This window comes from Streptomyces montanus, assembly GCF_005786655.1.
In the GTDB taxonomy this organism is placed as follows: Bacteria; Actinomycetota; Actinomycetes; order Streptomycetales; family Streptomycetaceae; genus Streptomyces; species Streptomyces sporangiiformans.
The window spans coordinates 1-19039 of the sequence record NZ_VBZC01000046.1; the positions used below are offsets into that span (position 1 = coordinate 1).

At 69.8% G+C, this 19039-nt stretch carries 18 protein-coding genes and 1 rRNA gene; 16 read left to right on the forward strand and 3 right to left on the reverse strand.

Annotated elements, in window-relative coordinates; genetic code table 11:
• The 9 genes from rrf to FE633_RS32835 form a co-directional block, all read left to right on the forward strand.
• A 5S ribosomal RNA gene (gene rrf, locus FE633_RS32795) occupies nt 1-91 on the forward strand; the annotation flags it as partial.
• A gap of 125 nt (nt 92-216) precedes the next feature.
• Entirely contained in the window at nt 217-861 is a 645-nt protein-coding gene (locus FE633_RS32800; protein ID WP_138048816.1) for an HAD family hydrolase, read from the forward strand.
• Between the two features lie 67 nt (nt 862-928).
• A complete protein-coding gene (locus FE633_RS32805) occupies nt 929-2191 on the forward strand; it encodes an MFS transporter (protein ID WP_138048817.1) in 1263 nt (420 codons plus the stop codon).
• Complete coding sequence (locus FE633_RS32810; protein ID WP_138048818.1) at nt 2142-3314, forward strand: acetoin utilization protein AcuC; 1173 nt, start codon at nt 2142-2144, stop codon at nt 3312-3314. Before FE633_RS32805 ends, FE633_RS32810 begins: the two co-directional genes overlap by 50 nt.
• Before the next feature lie 176 nt (nt 3315-3490).
• Nucleotides 3491-4306: a phosphatase gene (locus FE633_RS32815; RefSeq protein WP_138048819.1), complete on the forward strand. Its 816-nt coding sequence runs from the start codon at nt 3491-3493 to the stop codon at nt 4304-4306.
• A 129-nt stretch (nt 4307-4435) separates the two neighbouring features.
• Nucleotides 4436-4645, forward strand: a complete 210-nt coding sequence (locus FE633_RS32820) for a helix-turn-helix domain-containing protein (RefSeq protein WP_093781815.1) — start codon at nt 4436-4438, stop codon at nt 4643-4645.
• A gap of 193 nt (nt 4646-4838) precedes the next feature.
• The gene (locus FE633_RS32825) at nt 4839-4937 is read left to right on the forward strand and encodes a 30S ribosomal protein bS22 (RefSeq protein WP_003948845.1); all 99 of its coding nucleotides are present in this window, start codon (nt 4839-4841) and stop codon (nt 4935-4937) included.
• A gap of 345 nt (nt 4938-5282) precedes the next feature.
• Nucleotides 5283-6344, forward strand: a complete 1062-nt coding sequence (locus FE633_RS32830; RefSeq protein ID WP_138048820.1) for an NAD-dependent epimerase/dehydratase family protein — start codon at nt 5283-5285, stop codon at nt 6342-6344.
• A gap of 14 nt (nt 6345-6358) precedes the next feature.
• Entirely contained in the window at nt 6359-7408 is a 1050-nt protein-coding gene (locus FE633_RS32835) for a lysophospholipid acyltransferase family protein (protein ID WP_138048821.1), read from the forward strand.
• A 96-nt stretch (nt 7409-7504) separates the two neighbouring features.
• On the opposite strand, the gene FE633_RS32840 is transcribed toward FE633_RS32835, so the two are convergent.
• The 3 genes from FE633_RS32840 to FE633_RS32850 form a co-directional block, all read right to left on the reverse strand.
• Entirely contained in the window at nt 7505-8731 is a 1227-nt protein-coding gene (locus FE633_RS32840; RefSeq protein WP_138048822.1) for a DUF5667 domain-containing protein, read from the reverse strand.
• A gap of 310 nt (nt 8732-9041) precedes the next feature.
• The gene (locus FE633_RS32845) at nt 9042-9818 is read right to left on the reverse strand and encodes an ECF subfamily RNA polymerase sigma factor, BldN family (protein WP_119105317.1); all 777 of its coding nucleotides are present in this window, start codon (nt 9816-9818) and stop codon (nt 9042-9044) included.
• A gap of 385 nt (nt 9819-10203) precedes the next feature.
• Nucleotides 10204-11148: an HAD family hydrolase gene (locus FE633_RS32850; RefSeq protein ID WP_138048823.1), complete on the reverse strand. Its 945-nt coding sequence runs from the start codon at nt 11146-11148 to the stop codon at nt 10204-10206.
• Between the two features lie 139 nt (nt 11149-11287).
• On the opposite strand from FE633_RS32850, the gene FE633_RS32855 reads away from it, so the two are divergent.
• The 7 genes from FE633_RS32855 to FE633_RS32885 all read left to right on the forward strand — a co-directional run bounded on the left by FE633_RS32855 (nt 11288) and on the right by FE633_RS32885 (nt 19003).
• Entirely contained in the window at nt 11288-11587 is a 300-nt protein-coding gene (locus tag FE633_RS32855; RefSeq protein WP_425473257.1) for a glutaredoxin family protein, read from the forward strand.
• A 325-nt stretch (nt 11588-11912) separates the two neighbouring features.
• Entirely contained in the window at nt 11913-12674 is a 762-nt protein-coding gene (locus tag FE633_RS32860) for a redox-sensing transcriptional repressor Rex (protein WP_138048825.1), read from the forward strand.
• Nucleotides 12671-14401 carry a glutamyl-tRNA reductase gene (locus tag FE633_RS32865; RefSeq protein ID WP_138048826.1) on the forward strand — a complete coding sequence of 577 codons (1731 nt, stop codon included), beginning with the start codon at nt 12671-12673 and terminating at the stop codon, nt 14399-14401. Before FE633_RS32860 ends, FE633_RS32865 begins: the two co-directional genes overlap by 4 nt.
• An 8-nt stretch (nt 14402-14409) precedes the next feature.
• Nucleotides 14410-15375, forward strand: coding sequence for a hydroxymethylbilane synthase (gene hemC / locus FE633_RS32870; protein WP_138048827.1), 966 nt, complete (start codon nt 14410-14412; stop codon nt 15373-15375).
• Nucleotides 15372-17063 (forward strand): bifunctional uroporphyrinogen-III C-methyltransferase/uroporphyrinogen-III synthase, encoded by a 1692-nt coding sequence (locus tag FE633_RS32875; RefSeq protein ID WP_138048828.1) that lies wholly within the window; start codon nt 15372-15374, stop codon nt 17061-17063. The genes hemC and FE633_RS32875 overlap by 4 nt, the downstream gene beginning before the upstream one ends.
• Before the next feature lie 206 nt (nt 17064-17269).
• Complete coding sequence (hemB, locus tag FE633_RS32880; RefSeq protein ID WP_138048829.1) at nt 17270-18262, forward strand: porphobilinogen synthase; 993 nt, start codon at nt 17270-17272, stop codon at nt 18260-18262.
• A gap of 93 nt (nt 18263-18355) precedes the next feature.
• Entirely contained in the window at nt 18356-19003 is a 648-nt protein-coding gene (locus FE633_RS32885) for an MOSC domain-containing protein (protein ID WP_138048830.1), read from the forward strand.
• Nucleotides 19004-19039: the final 36 nt, after the last annotated feature.

A 19039-nucleotide genomic window follows, 5' to 3' on the forward strand; every position in this document is an offset into this window, starting at 1 on the left:
GCCCGGTTACATTCCGAACCCGGAAGCTAAGCCTTACAGCGCCGATGGTACTGCAGGGGGGACCCTGTGGGAGAGTAGGACGCCGCCGAACTAATTGTAGAGAAATCCCCCGTGCCATTTGGCACGGGGGATTTCTGCGTTCACGAGTACTTTTTCTACTGCCCATCAGGCACCCAGCAAGCCCCCGGCAGGCGGATGCCCGTCTAGGGTCAGGGCATGCGCTACGACCTGGTCATCTTCGACAACGACGGCGTCCTCGTGGACAGTGAGCCGATCTCCAACAAGCTCCTCGCCGCTTATCTCACCGAGTTGGGGCACCCCACCTCGTACGAGGACTCCCTCCGCGACTACATGGGCGCCGCCATGCATCGCGTCCACGATCTTGTGCTGGAGCGGACGGGGCAGCGGTTGCCCGAGGATTTCGACGACGTCTTCCACGGGCGGGTGTTCGCTGCCTTCGAGCGGGAGTTGGAGCCGGTGGCCGGGGTCGTGGAGGTGCTGGAGAAGCTGGCCGCGGACGGGATTCCGTACTGCGTGGCGTCTTCCGGGAGTCATGAGCGGATTCGGGTTGGGCATCGTAAGACCGGGCTCGACCGGTGGTTCGACGACGAGCGGATCTTCAGTTCGCAGGACGTGGGGCGGGGCAAGCCGGCGCCGGATCTGTTTCTGCACGCGGCCGAGCGGATGGGTGTCCGGCCGGAGCGGTGTGCCGTCGTCGAGGACAGTCCGCTCGGGGTGCGGGCGGCCGTCGCCGCCGGGATGGACGTGTACGGGTTCACGGCGATGACGCCCGCCGAGCGACTCGAGGGAGCCACCCGGCTTTACGGGGAGATGCCGGGACTACTCGCACTCCTCTGCTGAAGATGAACAACATTCATCTTAAGATTCATCTACCCACGAGTAGCCCGGGGCCTTACGCTGTGCGGCCATGACAGATGTGCTGCGGCGCGGCCGGGCCTCGTTGGCGTTCGGCTTCTTCGCTCAGGGTGTCGCCTTCGCGCTGCTGGTGACGCGCATCCCCGCGATCCAGGACCAGTACGGGATCTCCGACGGGCTGCTGCCTGCTTTCCTCGCCGCCGTGCCGGTCCTCGCAGGGGTCGGCAGCGTCTGCACGGAGCAGTTGGTCAAGCGGGTGCCGCCCAGTCACGTCCTGCGCTGGTCGCAGCCCGTCGTGCTGCTCGCGCTACTAGGTGTCGGCGCCGGCGACCGGCTGTGGGAGATAGGGCTGGCGCTCGCCGCGTTCGGGCTGGCGGTCGGCGGGCTCGACGCCTCCATGAACATGCTCGGGGTGAGCCTGCAGCACGCGTACGGACGCAGCATCATGCTCGGCTTCCACGCGGTGTACAGCCTGGGCGGGATTCTCGGGGCTTCGCTCGCGTGGGTCGGGGCGCACTGGGATCTGCCGCTGTTCGTGTCGTATCTGCCGGTGGTGCTGGTGCTGCTTCCCGTTGCGTTGGTGGGGAGCCGGTGGTACGTCGACGGCGACGGGACGGGGGCCTCCGACGGGCCCGGGAAAGTGGGGCAGGGGCAGGGGCAGGGGCAGGGGCAAGTACAGCCGCAGCGGGAGGCCGGGGCCGTTGGCTTCAAGCTGCTGCTTCCGCTGTGTCTGGTGATGACCTTCGCGTACATCGGGGACTCGACCGTCTCCAACTGGAGCGCCAAGTATCTGCAGGATGTGCTCGGCAGTTCGGAGCAGTTGGCGACCGTTCCGTACAACGTCTACATGGTCACGACGCTGATCGGGCGGGCCGTCGGGGACTTCGGGGTGCGGCGGTTCGGGGCCGTGGCGGTCGTCCGGCTGGGGGCGGTGGTCGCTGCGGTGGGCTTCGCGGTGGTGGCGGGGGCGCCGGGGGCGTGGGTCGGGATGCTCGGCTTCACCTTGCTGGGGCTGGGGCTGTGTGTGCTGGTGCCGCAGACGTTCGCGGCCGCCGGCCGGCTGTTCCCCGGTGCTGCCGATGCGGCCATCGCGCGGCTGAATATCTTCAACTATGTGGGTTTCTTGATCGGTTCTCCTCTTGTGGGGGCTCTGGGCGATGCGTGGACCTATCGGGGGGCGATGCTGGTGCCGATGGTGTTGGTGCTGGTGACCCTGGTGTACGCCAAGTCGTTCGCTCCGGGACCTGACCGATACGGTGACGGACATGAGCGGCCGCGCACAGCTGATGTGGGACGAGGCAGTAACGGGCTATGACTTCGGTCCGGATCACCCGATGGATCCGGTCCGGTTGGCGTTGACCCGCCGACTGGTCGGGGCTTTCGGCCTTGATCGCGAGGTGGAGGTGGTCGCGGCGCAGGCGGCCGGCGAATCGACGTTGCGGCTCGTGCATCGCGCGGACTACGTCGAGGCGGTCAGAGCCGCCTCCGTGGATCCGACGGCGGCGGACTCTTCGTACGGGCTGGGGACCATGGACGATCCCGCCTTCGCCGGGATGCACGAGGTGTCCGCCCTGATCGCCGGGCAGTCGGTGGGTGCGGCCGAGGCGGTGTGGCGTGGGGAGACGCTGCACGCGGTGAACTTCGCCGGCGGGCTGCACCATGCGATGCCGGGTGGCGCGTCGGGGTTCTGCATCTACAACGACGCGTCGCTGGCGATCGCCCGGCTGTTGGAGCTGGGGGCGGAGCGGGTCGCGTACATCGACGTGGATGTCCATCACGGGGACGGAGTGCAGGCCGCGTTCTGGGAGGATCCGCGCGTGCTGACGATCTCGTTGCACGAGCACCCACGGACCTTGTTTCCGCAGACCGGGTGGCCCGAGGAGACCGGGGCGGACAGTGCGGAGGGTTCCGCCGTGAACGTGGCGCTGCCCGCCGGTACGGGGGACGCGGGATGGTTGCGGGCCTTTCACTCCGTGGTGCCTGAGCTGATCGCGGACTTCCGGCCGCAGGTGCTGGTGACGCAGCACGGGGCCGATACGCACTTCGAGGATCCGCTCGCGCATCTGGCCGTTTCGTTGGACGCGCAGCGGGCGGTGCAGGTCTCCTGTCACGAGCTGGCGCATGAGTACGCCGATGGACGGTGGGTGGCGCTGGGCGGCGGCGGATATGCGGTGGTGGACGTGGTGCCTCGCTCCTGGACGCACCTGGTCGCGATTGCCGCGGGGCGGGAGATCGCGCCGGACACGGTGATTCCCGAGAGCTGGCGGCAGGAGGTCTTCGCTCGTACGCGGCAGCTGGCGCCGGTACGGATGACGGACGGGCGGTGGCCTGTGGCCTGGAAGGACTGGGAGTCCGGGTACGATCCGGCCGACCGGCTGGACCAGGCGATCGTCGCGGCTCGGCGGGCCGCGTTTCCGCTGCGGGGGTTGCTGCCGTAAGGGGGTCTTCGCCGAGGCCCAGCGGCCCCACCAGCCCCCCAGCAGCCTCAGCGGCCCCAAGGCCCCAACGGCCCCAGCAGCGTCCGTGGCGGGCGCGGTAGCGGCTGTTACGCCGACTGTGGGCTGTTTTCCGGTTTTGGGCGTGAGGGCCGGGCGGATGCGTCAGCATCGCTGGCGTGTTGAGTGCTGGAGCGTTGCGGGAGCATCTGCTGGCCGCCCGGTTGGCCGGGCCCGTGGCGACCTCGCGCGAAGTGAGCCTGCGCAGTTATCGGCTCTTCGCCGCGCGGGATCCGCGGGTGCTGATCGGACTGGATCCCGAATGGGCCTGGAAGCAGTCGGATTTGATCGCTTTGATGGCAGAGAAATGCGGGGTTTCGGCCGATCCGCGGGACACATCGGGGCCTGATGTGATCGATCCCGGGCGGACCCTGGCGGCGCTCGACGCCTTTGCGGAACGGCTCCGGGTGGCTGCCCGGAACCGCTCTCCGGTGCTTCTGGGGACCGGTCACCCGCACCGACTGCTCGGTTTCTACGCCGCCTTGGCGGACGCTCTCTCGGCGGCGGGGTGTGCCGTGCTCACCCCCGCGCAGGGTAGCTGTGTCGACATAACGACCCGGTTCGGTCTACGCACGTACAACCTTGACTACGTACGAGGAGTCGCGCTGGTGCGGGAACCAGGCGCACGGGCCGCCGGTTGTGAGACCGGCGCACACTCGCATTCTCCGCTCCCGGTTCGTCTCGCCCTGGCCGGCGCGGCAGAGGCCGGCGGGCCCCTCCCGGAACTGGTGGTGGGGGACCATGGCTGGGTCTGCGGGGCAGGTCAGCTGGGGTTCGAGGCCATCGGCCTGGGTGACACGGACGATCCGGCGCTGTTCGTCGGGGAGGCTGAGGGGCGGGTGTCCGTCGTCGTTCCGCTTGATGACGCTGTGCGGTCTGATTACTACCGACCGCTTACGCGCTATGTACTCAATCGAGCGTGCCTGTCACAGTAGGCGGCTGATGGCATCCCCTCTTCCCCACTCGCATCACCCGCACCTACATTGGGTGGTGAGCACGCAGCGACGAAGAGTCACCGGAAGGGGAAGCCGGTGCCCGTCGAGTGCGGAAGGTTCAGGTGTGTCATGGCTGCTGGCGAGAGGCCTCTGAACGAGGTTCAGTTTCTGACCGTGGCGGAAGTCGCCTCGGTGATGCGAGTGTCGAAGATGACCGTGTACCGGCTGGTGCACAGCGGTCATCTGCCCGCGATCCGGGTTGGGAGGTCCTTCCGAGTCCCGGAGCAAGCGGTTCACGAGTACCTTCGCGAGTCCTACGTGGGGGTGGAGACGGCCTGAGCGGTGAACTCAGGGTGGTTCTGGGGCGGCCCGGACGGCGCCCCCGGATCGCACCTTGATCCCTCGATTACAACCTCGGCGCTCGGGCGGGGTAGGCTAGCCCCTCGTAGGTCGTGTGGGCCCCAATGCAGCCCCGCACCGAGTGATTGTCCCCGCGACGCGGGGGTTGTCCGAGAAGTGAGCGAGGGTAGTCGTGGGCTCTGTTATCAAGAAGCGGCGTAAGCGGATGGCGAAGAAGAAGCACCGCAAGCTGCTCAAGCGCACTCGCGTTCAGCGTCGCAACAAGAAGTAGGCACCGGGTCGTTAGGGCCGTGGCCCCGCCTCGGCGGACCCTCGCCCTTCACGGCCGTGTCTACGGCGTTGCGTGACGCTGCGACAGATAGGCGCGCTCTGTGGCCCCCCACCGGTCGGTGGGGGGCCACAGCCATACTTGTGTAAAGGCCTGTGAGGCAATGAAACGCCTGTGAGGCAAATGGCTTGGTCTGTTCGTACGTCCGGGGCTCGTCGTCACTTCATGCATCGGGCAGTCATCACAGCGCAACATCGAGGCGCTAACGTGGGCCGTCACGGGGAACGCGGCAGAGTGCGAAGAGTACGAGCAGAATGTCGTCGAGGGGCTGGAAGGAAGGCGCTGATCTTGGGAAAGGTCGTGCTCGTGACCGGGGTGGCCCGACCGCTCGGGGGCCGGTTCGTACGGCGGATTCAGCGTGACCCCGAGGTGGACCGAGTGGTCGCCGTGGACGCGGTCACGCCCGAACACCATCTGGGCGGAGCCGACTTCGTGCGGGCCGACATAAGGCAGCCCACCATCGCCCGCCTGCTCGCCGAGCACTCGGTCGACACGGTCGTGCACATGGATGTGACGGGTACTCCGCTGGGCAGCGGCAGCCGCGCCTCGGTCAAGGAGACCAACGTCATCGGCACGATGCAGCTTCTCGGGGCCTGTCAGAAGTCCCCCGCGGTCAAGCGGCTGGTCGTGAAGTCCAGTACGAACGTGTACGGGTCCGCGCCCCGCGATCCGGCCGTGTTCACCGAGACGACCCCGCCCAAGTCGCTCCCCAGTGGCGGTTTCGCCAAGGACACGGTGGAGGTCGAGGGATACGTACGGGGCTTCGCCCGGCGCAGGCCCGATGTCGCCGTGTGCGTGCTGCGGTTCGCGAACATCCTCGGGCCGAACGCGGACTCGCCGCTCGCCTCGTACTTCTCGCTGCCCGTCCTGCCGACCGTGCTCGGCTACGACCCGCGGCTGCAGTTCGTGCACGAGGACGATGTGATCGAGGTGTTGCGGCTGGCCTCGCACGAACCCCGGCGGGGCACCCTCAACAGCGGCACGTTCAACGTCTCCGGTGACGGCGTCCTGCTGCTCTCGCAGTGCGCCCGGCGGCTCGGCCGCCCCACTGTCCCTGTGCTGATGCCCGCGGTGACCTGGGTGGGCTCCGCCCTGCGTACGCTGGGCATGACGGACTTCTCGCCCGAGCAGCTGCGGCTGCTCACTCATGGCCGGGTGGTGGCGACCCACCAGATGCGCGAGACGCTGGGATACCAGCCCAAGTACACGACCTCGGAGACGTTCGCGGACTTCGCGCGCAGCCGTGGTCCCGGACTCCTGCCGCCCGAGGCCCTTGCCGGGGCCGTCGACCGGATCGCCGCGCTGCCCCCGCTGGGCGGCGGCAACCTTCCGACGCAGAGCGCCAACTGAGGAGCGCATCAACGATGGCGGACGCCAAGGTCATTCCGTTCGACGACGACCGGTCCCGTGGGGGTGCCGTGCAGCGGCCGCCGCGACGCCGAAGCGCGGGGAGCCGGCGGGGGAGCGAGCCCGCGGCGGTACGCGAGGTCCAGCCTCTGCCTGGACGAACGATTCTGCAGGATGATGTTGCTGTGACGCATGAGGAACCGGCGCCCTCGCCGGAGAGGCAGGGCGGCGGCTGGGACCAGCGCATCGCCGGTGGTCTGGCCTTCCTGCGACGGAGGCTGACGGGCGACTACGAGGTCGACGACTTCGGTTACGACCAGGAGCTGACCGACCAGGTCCTGATGTCCCTGCTGCGGCCCGTCTACGAGAAGTACTTCCGTGTCGAGGTGAAGGGCATCGAGAACATCCCGTCCCAGGGCGGGGCGCTGATCGTCGCCAACCACTCCGGGACGCTGCCGCTGGACGGCCTGATGATGCAGGTCGCGGTCCACGACAACCATCCCGACGACCGCCATCTGCGTCTGCTCGCCGCCGACCTGGTCTTCATGCTCCCGGTGGTCAACGAGCTGGCCCGCAAGGCCGGCCACACGCTCGCGTGCGCGCAGGACGCCGAGCGGCTCCTGGAGCGGGGCGAGCTGGTCGGTGTGATGCCGGAGGGCTTCAAGGGCATCGGCAAGCCGTTCGGCGAGCGCTACAAGCTCCAGCGCTTCGGCCGGGGCGGCTTCGTCTCCACGGCCCTGCGGCAGGGCGCTCCGATCATCCCCTGCTCGATCGTCGGGGCGGAGGAGATCTACCCGATGATCGGCAACGCGAAGACCCTCGCGCGGCTCCTCGGGTTCCCGTACTTCCCGATCACGCCGACGTTTCCGTGGTTGGGTCCGTTGGGTGCGGTGCCGCTTCCGACGAAGTGGACGATTCAGTTCGGTGAGCCGATCCTCACGGATGGTTATCCGCCGGAGGCGGCTGAGGATCCGATGCTGATGTTCAATCTGACGGACCAGGTCAGGGAGCAGATCCAGCACACGCTGTACAAGTTGCTGGTGCAGCGGCGATCGGTGTTCTTCTGACGCTTCTCAGCTTCTGACGGCTTCTCGTACGTCCGCTTCTCGTACGTCGGTGGGGGCGCCCCTTGTGAAAAAGGGGCGCCCCCACCGACGTATCGCCTAGTCCGTGTCCTCGCCGTCGATGCCCAGGCCCGGGAGGAGGCCCGGGAACAGGGGCGGGACCGTGGCCTCCGATTCGGGGGGCGAGCTGGTCCTGCTCGACGGGGTGGCGCTGGTGTCGTCCTCGGGCGGGTCCAGGAGGCCGCCCGTGTTGCCGCCCAGGAGGCCCTCGCTCTCCGTGTCGGAGGTGGACGGCTTGGGGTTGCCGCTGCTGTCGCGGCCGTCCGCGGAGGAGCTGCCGGAGGTGCTGGGGGCGGCCGGACTGTCGTCGGCCGAGGAGCCGGTGGCGGCCGGGCCGGAGCCCGGCTGCCGGCTCGTGCCTCCCTGCGAGGGCGGTTGCGGCAGCAGTGACCGGAGCGGATCGACCTCCTGGTCTATGGCGTCGAGGACCGAGCTGACCTGCCGGCTGACGTCGCCGAGCTGGACGGGCAGGCGGTCGCGCAGCGCGCCCCACGCGTCGCGGTGCGACTGGGAGAAGGCGGAGAGGGACTGGATGGGGCTGAGCGAGCCGTCCCGTTCGTACGCCTCGTGCAGGAGGCGGTGGCCCTCCGCCGCGTCGTGCCGCATGCCGGACAGCGCGCGCCGGACCTCGCCCACGGACTCGTGGTCGAGGGGGCCGGAGCGGTCGCGCTCCATCAGCCGACGCGCCTCGCTCAGCCGGGTGGAGGCCTGGTCGAGGTAGAGCCGGCCGCGGTCGCTGTCGCCGTCGGCCATGCCCAGCTTGAGGTCCTCCATGCCGCGCTTGAGCCCGTAGAGCGAGTCACCGGGCAGGGCGTCGGAGCTGGCAGCGGCGACTCCGCTGAAGGCTCCCGCGGCCACGCCGACGGTGAGCCCGCCCGCTGCGAGGCCCTTCGACAGGCGGGACCGTGGTCGCAACTTCCGCAGCCCGGTCGACCGGTGGGCTCCCCGCGTCCGGCGCCTTCGCTGCTCGGGCACCGTAGGGCCCACACCCCCGCCCCCCGCGGCCGTGCCCTCCCGCAGCATGGCCTCCATCGCGGCCACCAGCTGGGCCCGCTGAACGACCTTGACCTCGGGGTCCATGGCCGGTTTGGGCAGCTCGCCGAGGCCGGTCGCCAGGGACAGCAGCCGACTGCGCGGGGACTGGTCCGCCGCGGCAGCAGGGGCCGGTCCTTCGGACTGCTCGGCCGCCGGGCCCCGGTCGGACTGTTCCTCCAGGGCCTGGGCGAAGGCGTTCGCCCGCCGGTGCGCCGATACGTTCGCGATCACTGGCGGCACCTCCTCTCGTCATGACGGTCGACTCCCCAGGGGGTCCTGAGGGTTGCACTACCTGATCACATCCACACGATCGAGCGATCGGGGACGGCCAGGTGTGACCACAGGGAGCCTGTATCCCGCACAACGAGCGGCTCGGCACAAGGGTTACGGACGACGGATGATCGACCGCGAAGCCAACAGACTTATACGGAACGTGAGTTGACAGTCGCTGAGGGTGTCGAGACGGGCGGCGGTCTGTTCGGAGGGGGCGCCTCTGTACGGGTTCTCAGCGGGACGGGTTCTCAGCGGTTCTCGGCGGTTCTCAGCGAGCGTCGTCGGGAAGGAGCCGGGCCAGGGTGCGTACCGCCCGGTACTGGAGGGTCTTGATCGCGCCCTCGTTCTTGCCCATCACGCGGGCGGTCTCGGCGACCGAGAGACCCTGGAGGAAGCGCAGGGTCACGCACTCCTGCTGCTGGGGGTTGAGGCGACGTACGGCATCCAGGAGTGCCGCGTTCGAGAGGGACTCCAGGACGGAGTCCTCGGGGGAGCGCTCGACCTCGTTGGCGTCGAGCATCTCGCCGGTGGTCACTTCGAGGCGGAAGCGGCTCGACTTGAAGTGGTCGGCGACGAGGTTGCGGGCGATCGTGACCAGCCAGGCGCCGAAGTCACGCCCCTGCCAGGTGAAGGTGCCGATGCGGCGCAGGGCGCGCAGAAAGGTCTCGCTCGTGAGGTCCTCCGCGGTCGCCCGGCCTCCCACGCGGTAGTAGATGTAGCGGTACACGGTGTCGCTGTACTGGTCGTAGAGGCGTCCGAAGGCCTCGGCCTCGCCGGACTGGGCGCGCTCCACGAGATCCATCATCCGGGCGCTGTCACTGTCCGCGGCCGGGCGGCGTGCGGTGGTGGCCGGCGCGCCCGAGCGGCCCCGTCTGCCCACCGCCGCGCTGCCCTCCGCCAGTGCGTAGCACGGGCCGACGGGCGCGGCGGAGACAGCGAGGGCGGGGCCGGCGTACGCGGTGGGGACGAAGCCGCGCAACAGGTCGAGGACCGTTGCGCGCAGCGTAGCCAGGCCCGAGGCGTCAACCCCGACGTGTGGGTACACGGGACTCCCAGAGGCAGAGCTTCCATCACGTGCAGTACGGGACCGTTCACCCGTCGTAGCGACGTGTGGGGTCCGTTGTGCGTCTGAGGAGAATAACGCTTCGTACAGGCAGTGCTACGCCCAGTTGCTCAAATCATCGATTACGTCGCTTCTATTACAGTTCGACGCCTCATCAAGTGCCGGAGAGTGACCGGTTGTTGATCGGATCGGTTCGCGTTCCGCCTGACTACGGGGCGTGTTGTGGCCGTGTTCCGCGAACGGGACTGGCGGGCGTGATGTGCGGGTAGGACAGCACGATTGCCCGCGTTTTCCTGCGGCCGCCGCCTCTCGGCGGGGTGTCGGCGGCAGCTCTCGGCGCAGTGTCGGTGACGCCGGCGGTCCAGTGTCAGCGGCGCCGGCGGTGCAGGGCGATCGCGGCCGCCGTGCCGCCCGCGACCGCGCCGACGCCAGCCGCCGCGGGGATGCCGACCTTCGCCGCCTTGCGGCCCGTGCGGTAGTCGCGCAGGCGCCATTCGAGGGTGCGCGCGTGCTTGCGGAGCTTGCTGTCGGGGTTGATCGCGTACGGGTGCCCGACGAGCGAGAGCATCGGGATGTCGTTGTGGGAGTCGCTGTACGCGGCGCAGCGGCCGAGGTCCAGGCCCTCCGCCGCCGCCAGGGCGCGGACCGCCTCGGCCTTCGCGGGTCCGTGCAGGGGTTCGCCGACGAGCTTGCCGGTGTAGACGCCGTCGACGGACTCGGCGACCGTGCCCAGCGCGCCGGTCAGGCCGAGGCGGCGGGCGATCACGGTGGCGATCTCCACGGGGGCGGCCGTGACGAGCCACACCTTCTGGCCAGCGTCCAGGTGTGCCTGGGCCAGTGCGCGGGTGCCGGGCCAGATGCGCTCGGCCATGTACTCGTCGTAGATCTCCTCGCCGATCGACATCAGCTCGGCGACGCGGTGGCCCTTCACGATGGACAGGGCGGAGTCGCGGGCCTCCTGCATGTGCTCGGGGTCCTCGACGCCCGCCAGCCGGAACCAGGCCTGCTGCCAGGCGAACCGGGCGAGTTCGCGTGTCTCGAAGAACTTGCGTTTGTACAGGCCCCGGCCGAAGTGGAACAGCGCGGCGCCCTGCATCACGGTGTTGTCGAGGTCGAAGAAGGCGGCGGCCTTGATGTCGCCGACGACGGGGAACTCCGGTTCTGCTTCGGCTCCGTCGGGCGTGGCTTCGTGAGCGAGTTCCTCCAGTTCCTGGGAGGACTTGCGCGCAGCCTCGGCCGAGGCTTCGCCTGCCAACACGCTCCGAGCGGTGGCGGAGCGCCTACGGGGAGTGAGCCATCCAAGAGCGGCCATGGCGTGAGCATAGCCAGTTTGTTCGGTGGTTCCCGAGTCAGGAGGTTTGCAAGCTGTGAACTCTCCGCGACCGTGTCGTTAAACCGGGCCGCTCCGGCCGGGGTGACGCCGTGTCCCGCCACCCCGGGGGCGCGCGAGAATGGCTCGTATGAGTCCCATCTTTCGGCGCACTGACCGCCGTACGGAGAAGGGCGTGCCGCGTGAGCGGCTCGTCACACTGATCGGGAAGCCCGGCTGTCATCTGTGTGATGACGCACAGGACGTCATCGAGAAGGTCTGTGCGGAGCTCGGCGTGCCCTGGGAGAAGAAGGACATCACGCAGGACGAGGAGCTGCACCGCCTGTACTGGGAGCAGATCCCCGTGGTGCTCGTGGACGGTGCGCAGCACACGTTCTGGCGCGTGAACGAGGACCGGCTGCGGCGGGCCCTCGCGGAGTGAGCGGAGTGAGGGGACGCGCGTAATCGAACCGTGGCCGGACGGAGCGCTCCAAGTGGACTGCAAATTCACTTAGGATCGAGGGCGGTTTGGCCTCGGGGGCGGGGAGCGTAGAGGAGAGTGTGCGGCTTTGCCCCCATCAAGCAAGGAACGAAGGTGCGTGTGCGCCGGTTCCATACCCGTCTGTCAGGGGCGCGTGACCCCGGTCACGTTGGGTGGGCAAATCGGACAGCATCTTTGTGCACGCGTTCACAAAGACATAGCCTGCATTCGACGGGGCGGTCCAGGTATGGGTGACCGCCGGCCCCGCTCTACCCGCAGGAGCACCGTGGCAACTGGCCGAACTCACCGACCGGCGACCCGCAGCCGAGGGATTCCCGAGGCCACAGTCGCCAGGCTTCCGCTGTACCTCCGTGCCCTGACCGCACTCTCGGAGCGCTCGGTTCCCACGGTCTCCTCCGAGGAGCTCGCGGCCGCCGCGGGGGTCAATTCCGCGAAGCTGCGCAAGGACTTCTCGTACCTGGGGTCCTATGGGACGCGCGGTGTGGGCTACGACGTCGAGTACCTCGTCTACCAGATCTCCCGCGAGCTCGGCCTGACCCAGGACTGGCCCGTCGTGATCGTCGGTATCGGTAATCTCGGCGCGGCGCTGGCCAACTACGGCGGTTTCGCCTCACGCGGCTTCCGGGTCGCCGCCCTCATAGACGCCGATCCCGCGATGGCCGGCAAGCCCGTCGCCGGGATCCCGGTGCAGCACACCGACGACCTCGAGAAGATCATCAAGGACAACGGCGTGTCGATCGGCGTGATCGCGACCCCCGCGGGCGCCGCCCAGCAGGTGTGCGAACGCCTCGTCGCCGCGGGGGTGACGTCCATCCTGAACTTCGCGCCGACCGTGCTGTCCGTGCCGGACGGCGTCGACGTACGCAAGGTCGATCTCTCCATCGAGCTGCAGATCCTCGCCTTCCACGAGCAGCGCAAGGCCGGCGAGGAGGCCCTGGCCCTGGCCGAGGCCGAGGCCGCGGTCGAGGTGCCCAAGGAGAGCGGGAAGGGACCGGACGGGGATGTCCCCGCCGTGATGCCGGCATGAGTCTTCTCGTCGTCGGGCTGAGCCACCGCAGCGCTCCGGTCAGCGTCCTGGAGCGGGCCGCGCTGTCCGCGGACACGCAGATCAAGCTCCTCCAGGACACCATCGCCGCCGAGCCGGCCACCGAGGCCATGGTGCTCGCCACCTGCAACCGGATCGAGCTGTACGCCGACGTGGACAAGTTCCACGCGGGTGTGGCCGAGCTCTCCACGCTGCTCGCGCAGCACAGCGGGGTCGGGCTCGAAGAGCTCACGCCCTATCTGTACGTGCACTACGAGGACCGGGCGGTCCACCACCTCTTCTCCGTGGCCTGCGGCCTCGACTCGATGGTCGTCGGCGAGGGCCAGATCCTCGGCCAGATCAAGGACGCGCTCGCCACCGCGCAGGAACTGCACACGGCGGGCCGGCTCCTCAACGACCTCTTCCAGCAGTCCCTGCGGGTCGGCAAGCGGGCCCACTCCGAGACCGGCATCGACCGGGCCGGGCAGTCCCTCGTGACCTTCGGTCTGGAACAGCTGACGTCGGGGGCGGCCGTCGAGGCCTGGGCCAAGGGCAAGCGGGCCCTCGTGATCGGCGCGGGCTCCATGTCCTCGCTGGCCGCGGCGACGCTCGCGCGCGCCGGGGTGGCCGAAGTGGTCATCGCCAACCGCACGCTGGACCGCGCGGAGCGTCTCGCGCAGATCCTGCGGGAGGGGCAGGACACGGATGTGGCGGCCCGCGCGATACCGATGGACGCGGTGCCGGGCGAGCTGACACGTGCCGACCTCGCCGTCTCGTGCACGGGAGCGACGGGGCTCGTTCTGACCGCCGAGGCCGTCACGGCGGCGGTCGAGGGCCGTACGGGCGCACCGGCCGAGGAGCGCGCCACCATGCCCACCGTCGTACGGGAAGACCTGCCGCCCACCAGCGTCGGCACCGACGAGGGCTGTCCGCTGGACCTGCCCGCCGTACAGGGATCCGCCGTCCAGGGGGCCACCGGCTTCTCCGTCATGGGCGAGGCCGCGGTGGCGGGCATGGACGCGGCCACCCTTGAGCAGCACGCCGCCTGGGTGGACAACGGCACCGTCGACCGCCGCGAGGCGACTCGTCGTACGCACGACGCCGACGCTCTTACGCTCGAAGCCGACGCCGACGTCATCACCGCGCTCGCCGCCACCGCGGCCGCCATCGGCCGGGTGCCCGAGCGCCGCAAGCCCGAGCCCGTCGCCGTGGCCCCCCGGCCCGCGCCCGTGCTCTCGTTGCTCGACCTCGCCATGCCCCGTGACATCGACGCCGCCGTGCACCGGCTGCTCGGGGTGCGGCTCGTGGACATCGAATCGCTGGCCGAGGCCTCCGCGGACGCGCCCATGGCGGCGGACGTGGACATGGTGCGGCGGATCGTGTCCGAAGAGGTGGCCGCCTTCGGGGCCGCCCAGCGAGCCGCGCACATCACCCCCACCGTCGTCGCCCTGCGCACCATGGCCGCCGATGTCGTCGCGAACGAGATCGCGCGGCTCGACGGACGGCTGCCCGGCCTCGACGAGAAGGAGCGGGGCGAGATCACACAGACCGTGCGGCGCGTGGTGGACAAGCTGCTGCACGCGCCGACCGTACGGGTCAAGCAGCTCGCGGCCGAGCCCGGCGGTGCCGGATACGCGGACGCGCTGCGGACCCTCTTCGACCTGGACCCCGAAACGGTCGCCTCCGTCTCGCGGGCCGAGAACGACGCCGAGAACCGAGGGCGAGCATGAGTGCGGAAATGGGACCACTGAGGCTGGGAACGAGGCGCAGCAAGCTCGCCATGTCCCAGTCCGGGAAGGTGGCCGACGCCGTGAGCCAGGTGACCGGGCGGCCTGTAGAGCTCGTCGAGATCACCACGTACGGCGACACGACCCGTGAACACCTCGCGCAGATCGGCGGCACGGGTGTCTTCGTGACCGCCCTGCGCGACGCGCTGCTGCGGGGCGAGGTCGACTTCGCCGTGCACTCGCTCAAGGACCTGCCGACGACGCAGCCGGACGACCTCGTGCTGGCCGCGGTGCCGCGGCGCGAGGACCCGCGGGACGCGCTCGTCGCCCGCGACGGCCTGAGGTTCACCGACCTCCCGGACGGCGCACGCGTGGGCACCGGCTCGCCGCGCCGCATGGCGCAGCTGAACGCGTACGCCCGCGGTCACGGGATGCGGATAGAGACCGTGGCCATACGTGGCAACGTCGACACGCGCATCGGATACGTGCGGAAGGGCGAGCTCGACGCCGTCGTCCTCGCCGCCGCCGGACTGAGCCGCATCGGCCGGATCGACGAAGTCACGGACTTCCTTCCGGTCGACACTGTTTTGCCCGCCCCCGGCCAGGGGGCTCTGGCGATCGAGTGCAGGGCGGGACACACCGCCCGAGACACCGCGCTCGTCGCCGCGCTCGCCGGACTCGACGACCCGTTCACCCGGGTCGCCGTGACTGCCGAGCGGTCCCTGCTCGCCTCCCTGGAGGCCGGCTGCAGCGCACCTGTGGGCGCACTGGCCGACCTTCTGGCCGACGGGCAGATTGTCAAGGAAATGCGCCTGCGCGGCGTCGTCGGTACCACCGACGGCTCGACGCTGGTGCAGTTGTCCACCACCGGTCCCGTGCCCGAGACACATGACCAAGCAATGGCGCTCGGCCGTGAACTCGCTGCCGAGATGCTTGCCAAGGGCGCGGCCGGTCTGATGGGGGAGCGAGCACATTGAGCCCCACCACCCTTCCCGCCGGCCTGGAACACGGTCACGTCACCTTCCTCGGTGCCGGACCCGGAGATCCGGGACTGCTCACACTGCGCGCCGTGGAGGCGCTGGCGACCGCGGATGTCCTGGTCGCCGAGCCCGAAGTGCTCGACGTCGTCCGCACGCACGCCAGACAAGGCGTCACCGTGCTGGACGCCGTGACGGGCACGGGCACGGACACGCCTCAGCTCACGGTGGTTGACGGCACGTCAGCCACCGCTGGGGTCCCCGCGTCGAGGGACGCGGCCAATATTGTCATGGAGGCCGCACGGGGCGGCAGGCGGGTCGTGCGTGCGGTCACCGGGGACCCCGGTCTCGACACGTACGCGGCCGAGGAGATGCTGGCCTGCGCCGCCGCGGGTGTGCCCTTCGAGGTCGTGCCCGGTATCGCCACCGCCGTCGGTGTGCCCGCGTACGCGGGTGTCCCGCTGCGGGACGCGCAGGGCGCGGACGTGCGGTTCGTGGACGCGCGGACGGCTTCGGGCCGGTGCTGGACCGAGGTCGGCGCGTCCGACGGGACCGTGGTGGTCTCCACGACCCTGGACTCCGTCGGCGCGGCCGCGAGCGAGCTGGTGGCCGCGGGCCGCAAGCCCGATACGCCGCTGACGGTGACGGTCGCCGGTACGACGACCCGGCAGCGGACCTGGTCCGCGACGCTCGGCACGATCGCACAGACGCTGAAGCAGGCGAAGGTGCTGCCCTCGCCGGAGGGCGGCCGTCCGGTGATAGCCGTGGTCGGTGAGCGTTCCGCCACCGCCCAGCGCGACCAGTTGTCGTGGTTCGAGTCCAAGCCGCTGTTCGGCTGGAAGGTCCTCGTGCCGCGTACGAAGGAGCAGGCGGCGTCGCTCTCCGACCAACTGCGCTCGTACGGCGCCGTGCCGCACGAGGTGCCGACGATCGCCGTCGAGCCGCCGCGGACGCCCCAGCAGATGGAGCGGGCGGTCAAGGGACTTGTGACGGGCCGTTACGAGTGGATCGCCTTCACGTCGGTGAACGCGGTCAAGGCCGTACGGGAGAAGTTCGAGGAGTACGGGCTCGACGCGCGCGCGTTCGCGGGCATCAAGGTGGCCGCCGTGGGCGAGCAGACGGCCCATGCGCTCGTGGCGTTCGGTGTGAAGCCGGATCTGGTGCCGAGCGGGGAGCAGTCCGCGGCCGGACTGCTGGAGGACTGGCCGCCGTACGACCCCGTCTTCGACCCCATCGACCGGGTGTTCCTGCCGCGGGCCGACATCGCGACCGAGACGCTGGTGGCCGGGCTGATCGAGCTGGGCTGGGAGGTCGACGACGTCACGGCGTACCGGACCGTGCGGGCCTCGCCGCCGCCGGCCGAGACGCGGGAGGCCATCAAGGGCGGTGGCTTCGACGCGGTGCTGTTCACGTCGTCGAGCACGGTGCGGAACCTGGTCGGTATCGCCGGCAAGCCGCACAACGTGACCGTGATCGCGTGCATCGGTCCCGCGACGGCCAAGACGGCCGAGGAGCACGGGCTGCGGGTCGACGTCATGGCTCCGGAGCCGTCGGTGCACAAGCTGGCGGAGGCACTCGCGGACTTCGGCTCGCGACGGAGGGCTGCCGCGGTGGAGGCCGGGGGGCCGGTCACGCGGCCCAGCGAGCGGCGTCCGGGTTCGCGGCGGCGGCGCAGTACGACGACCTGACGGTTCTGAAGGTGGGCGCGCGCCCACTGCCGCAGGTGGAAGCGGGGGGCGGCCCCTGACCGGAGGAAACGGTCAGGGGCCGTTCTCGTGCGCGTTCTCGTACGGGTTGTCAGTCCGCTGCCTCAAGGATCTCGACGAGTTCGTCCTTGCCGGCCTCGACACCGCGTCGGCAAAGGGGGGCTTGGGGCAGGCGTAGCGTAGGGGGCATGACGAAGTACGGATCCTTTCCCGGTGCGCGGCCGCGGCGGCTGCGTACCAGTCCCGCGATGCGGCGGATGGTCGCCGAGACGCGGCTGCACCCCGCCGACTTCATCCTCCCGGCGTTCGTGCGCGAAGGTGTCAGTGAGCCCGTGCCGATCGCGGCCATGCCCGGGGTCGTGCAGCACACGCGGGACAGTCTGAAGAAGGCCGCCGTGGAGGCGCTGGAGGCCGGGGTTTCCGGGATCATGCTGTTCGGGGTGCCGGAGGAGGCGAAGAAGGACGCCCTCGGGACGCCCGGGACCGACCCCGACGGGATTCTGCAGGTCGCCATCCGCGACGTACGGGCCGAGGTCGGGGACGAACTGCTCGTCATGTCCGATCTGTGTCTCGACGAGACCACCGATCACGGGCATTGCGGGGTGCTCGACGAGCGGGGCCGTGTCGACAACGACGCGACGCTGGAGCGGTATGCCGAGATGGCCCAGGTGCAGGCCGACGCCGGCGCGCATGTGGTCGGGCCCAGCGGGATGATGGACGGGCAGGTGGGGGTCGTCCGCGACGCCCTCGACCAGATCGGGCGTGAGGATGTGGCCGTCCTCGCCTACACCGCCAAGTACTCGTCCGCCTTCTACGGGCCGTTCCGCGAGGCCGTCGCTTCGTCGCTGAAGGGCGACCGCAAGACCTACCAGCAGGACCCCGCCAACGTACGGGAATCCCTGCGGGAGTTGGCGCTCGACCTGGAAGAGGGGGCCGACATGGTGATGGTGAAGCCGGCCGGGCCCTACCTCGACGTTCTCGCGCGGGTCGCGGACGCGGTGGACGTGCCCGTCGCCGCGTATCAGATCTCCGGTGAGTACTCGATGATCGAGGCCGCCGCCGAGAAGGGCTGGGTCGAGCGGGAGCGGGCGATTCTGGAGACGCTGACCGGGATCAAGCGGGCCGGCGCGCAGAACATCCTCACCTATTGGGCCACTGAGGTCGCGCAGAAGCTGCGTTGAGTGGGCGTTGAGTCGGCGTTGAGTTGGGCTGCTGAGAGGGGCGGCAGGTAATTGCGTCGCACCGGCGTGCGGCGCACCCGTACCGTCGCCCGTATGAAGCTGCTCTCCGTCAATGTCGGCAAGCCTCGGCCCAACCCGTGGAAGGGTCTCAGCGCTACGGGCATCGACAAGCGGCCCGTTGACGGTCCGGTCGCCGTCAGCGCTCCCGGCCCCAAGGGCACGGGCGCGGTCGGGCTGGCGGGCGACCGCGCCTACGACGTGAAGCACCACGGCGGTTCCGACCAGGCCGTGTACGCCTACGCCCGCGAGGACCTCGACGGCTGGCAGGGGGAGCTGGGCGGGCCACTGGCCAACGGCGTCTTCGGGGAGAACCTCACGACCCTTGGTCTCGACGTCAACGGCGCGCTGATCGGCGAGCGTTGGCGCATCGGGCCCGAGGTCGTCCTGGAGGTGTCGTGCCCACGGATCCCGTGCGCCACGTTCCAGGGGTGGCTGGAGCGCGACGGCTGGATCAAGCGGTTCACGCAGGCCGCGGTGCCGGGCGCGTATCTGCGCGTGATCGAGCCGGGAGACATCCGGGCCGGTGACCCGGTCGAGATCGTGCACCGGCCCGACCACGAGGTAACCGTCGCGCTTGTCTTCCGCGCGTTGACACTCGAACCGGATCTCGTGCCCCGGCTGCAGGCCGCCGGCGCGCTGCCGCAGGAGATCAGAGAGCTGGCTCGCCGGCGCCAACGATGACGCCGACGATGAGCGCGGATGCCGAGGTCATGGCCG

Excerpts from the sequence above, each read along its gene's own strand:
- FE633_RS32810 (WP_138048818.1), top strand. The coding sequence starts at position 2,142 with ATGAGCGGCCGCGCACAGCTGATGTGGGACGAGGCAGTAACGGGCTAT.
- FE633_RS32865 (WP_138048826.1), top strand. The coding sequence starts at position 12,671 with ATGAGTCTTCTCGTCGTCGGGCTGAGCCACCGCAGCGCTCCGGTCAGC.
- FE633_RS32855 (WP_425473257.1), top strand. The coding sequence starts at position 11,288 with ATGGCTCGTATGAGTCCCATCTTTCGGCGCACTGACCGCCGTACGGAG.
- FE633_RS32800 (WP_138048816.1), top strand. The coding sequence starts at position 217 with ATGCGCTACGACCTGGTCATCTTCGACAACGACGGCGTCCTCGTGGAC.
- FE633_RS32805 (WP_138048817.1), top strand. The coding sequence starts at position 929 with ATGACAGATGTGCTGCGGCGCGGCCGGGCCTCGTTGGCGTTCGGCTTC.
- hemC (WP_138048827.1), top strand. The coding sequence starts at position 14,410 with ATGGGACCACTGAGGCTGGGAACGAGGCGCAGCAAGCTCGCCATGTCC.
- FE633_RS32820 (WP_093781815.1), top strand. The coding sequence starts at position 4,436 with ATGGCTGCTGGCGAGAGGCCTCTGAACGAGGTTCAGTTTCTGACCGTG.
- hemB (WP_138048829.1), top strand. The coding sequence starts at position 17,270 with ATGACGAAGTACGGATCCTTTCCCGGTGCGCGGCCGCGGCGGCTGCGT.
- FE633_RS32885 (WP_138048830.1), top strand. The coding sequence starts at position 18,356 with ATGAAGCTGCTCTCCGTCAATGTCGGCAAGCCTCGGCCCAACCCGTGG.
- FE633_RS32835 (WP_138048821.1), top strand. The coding sequence starts at position 6,359 with ATGGCGGACGCCAAGGTCATTCCGTTCGACGACGACCGGTCCCGTGGG.
- FE633_RS32850 (WP_138048823.1), bottom strand. The coding sequence starts at position 11,148 with ATGGCCGCTCTTGGATGGCTCACTCCCCGTAGGCGCTCCGCCACCGCT.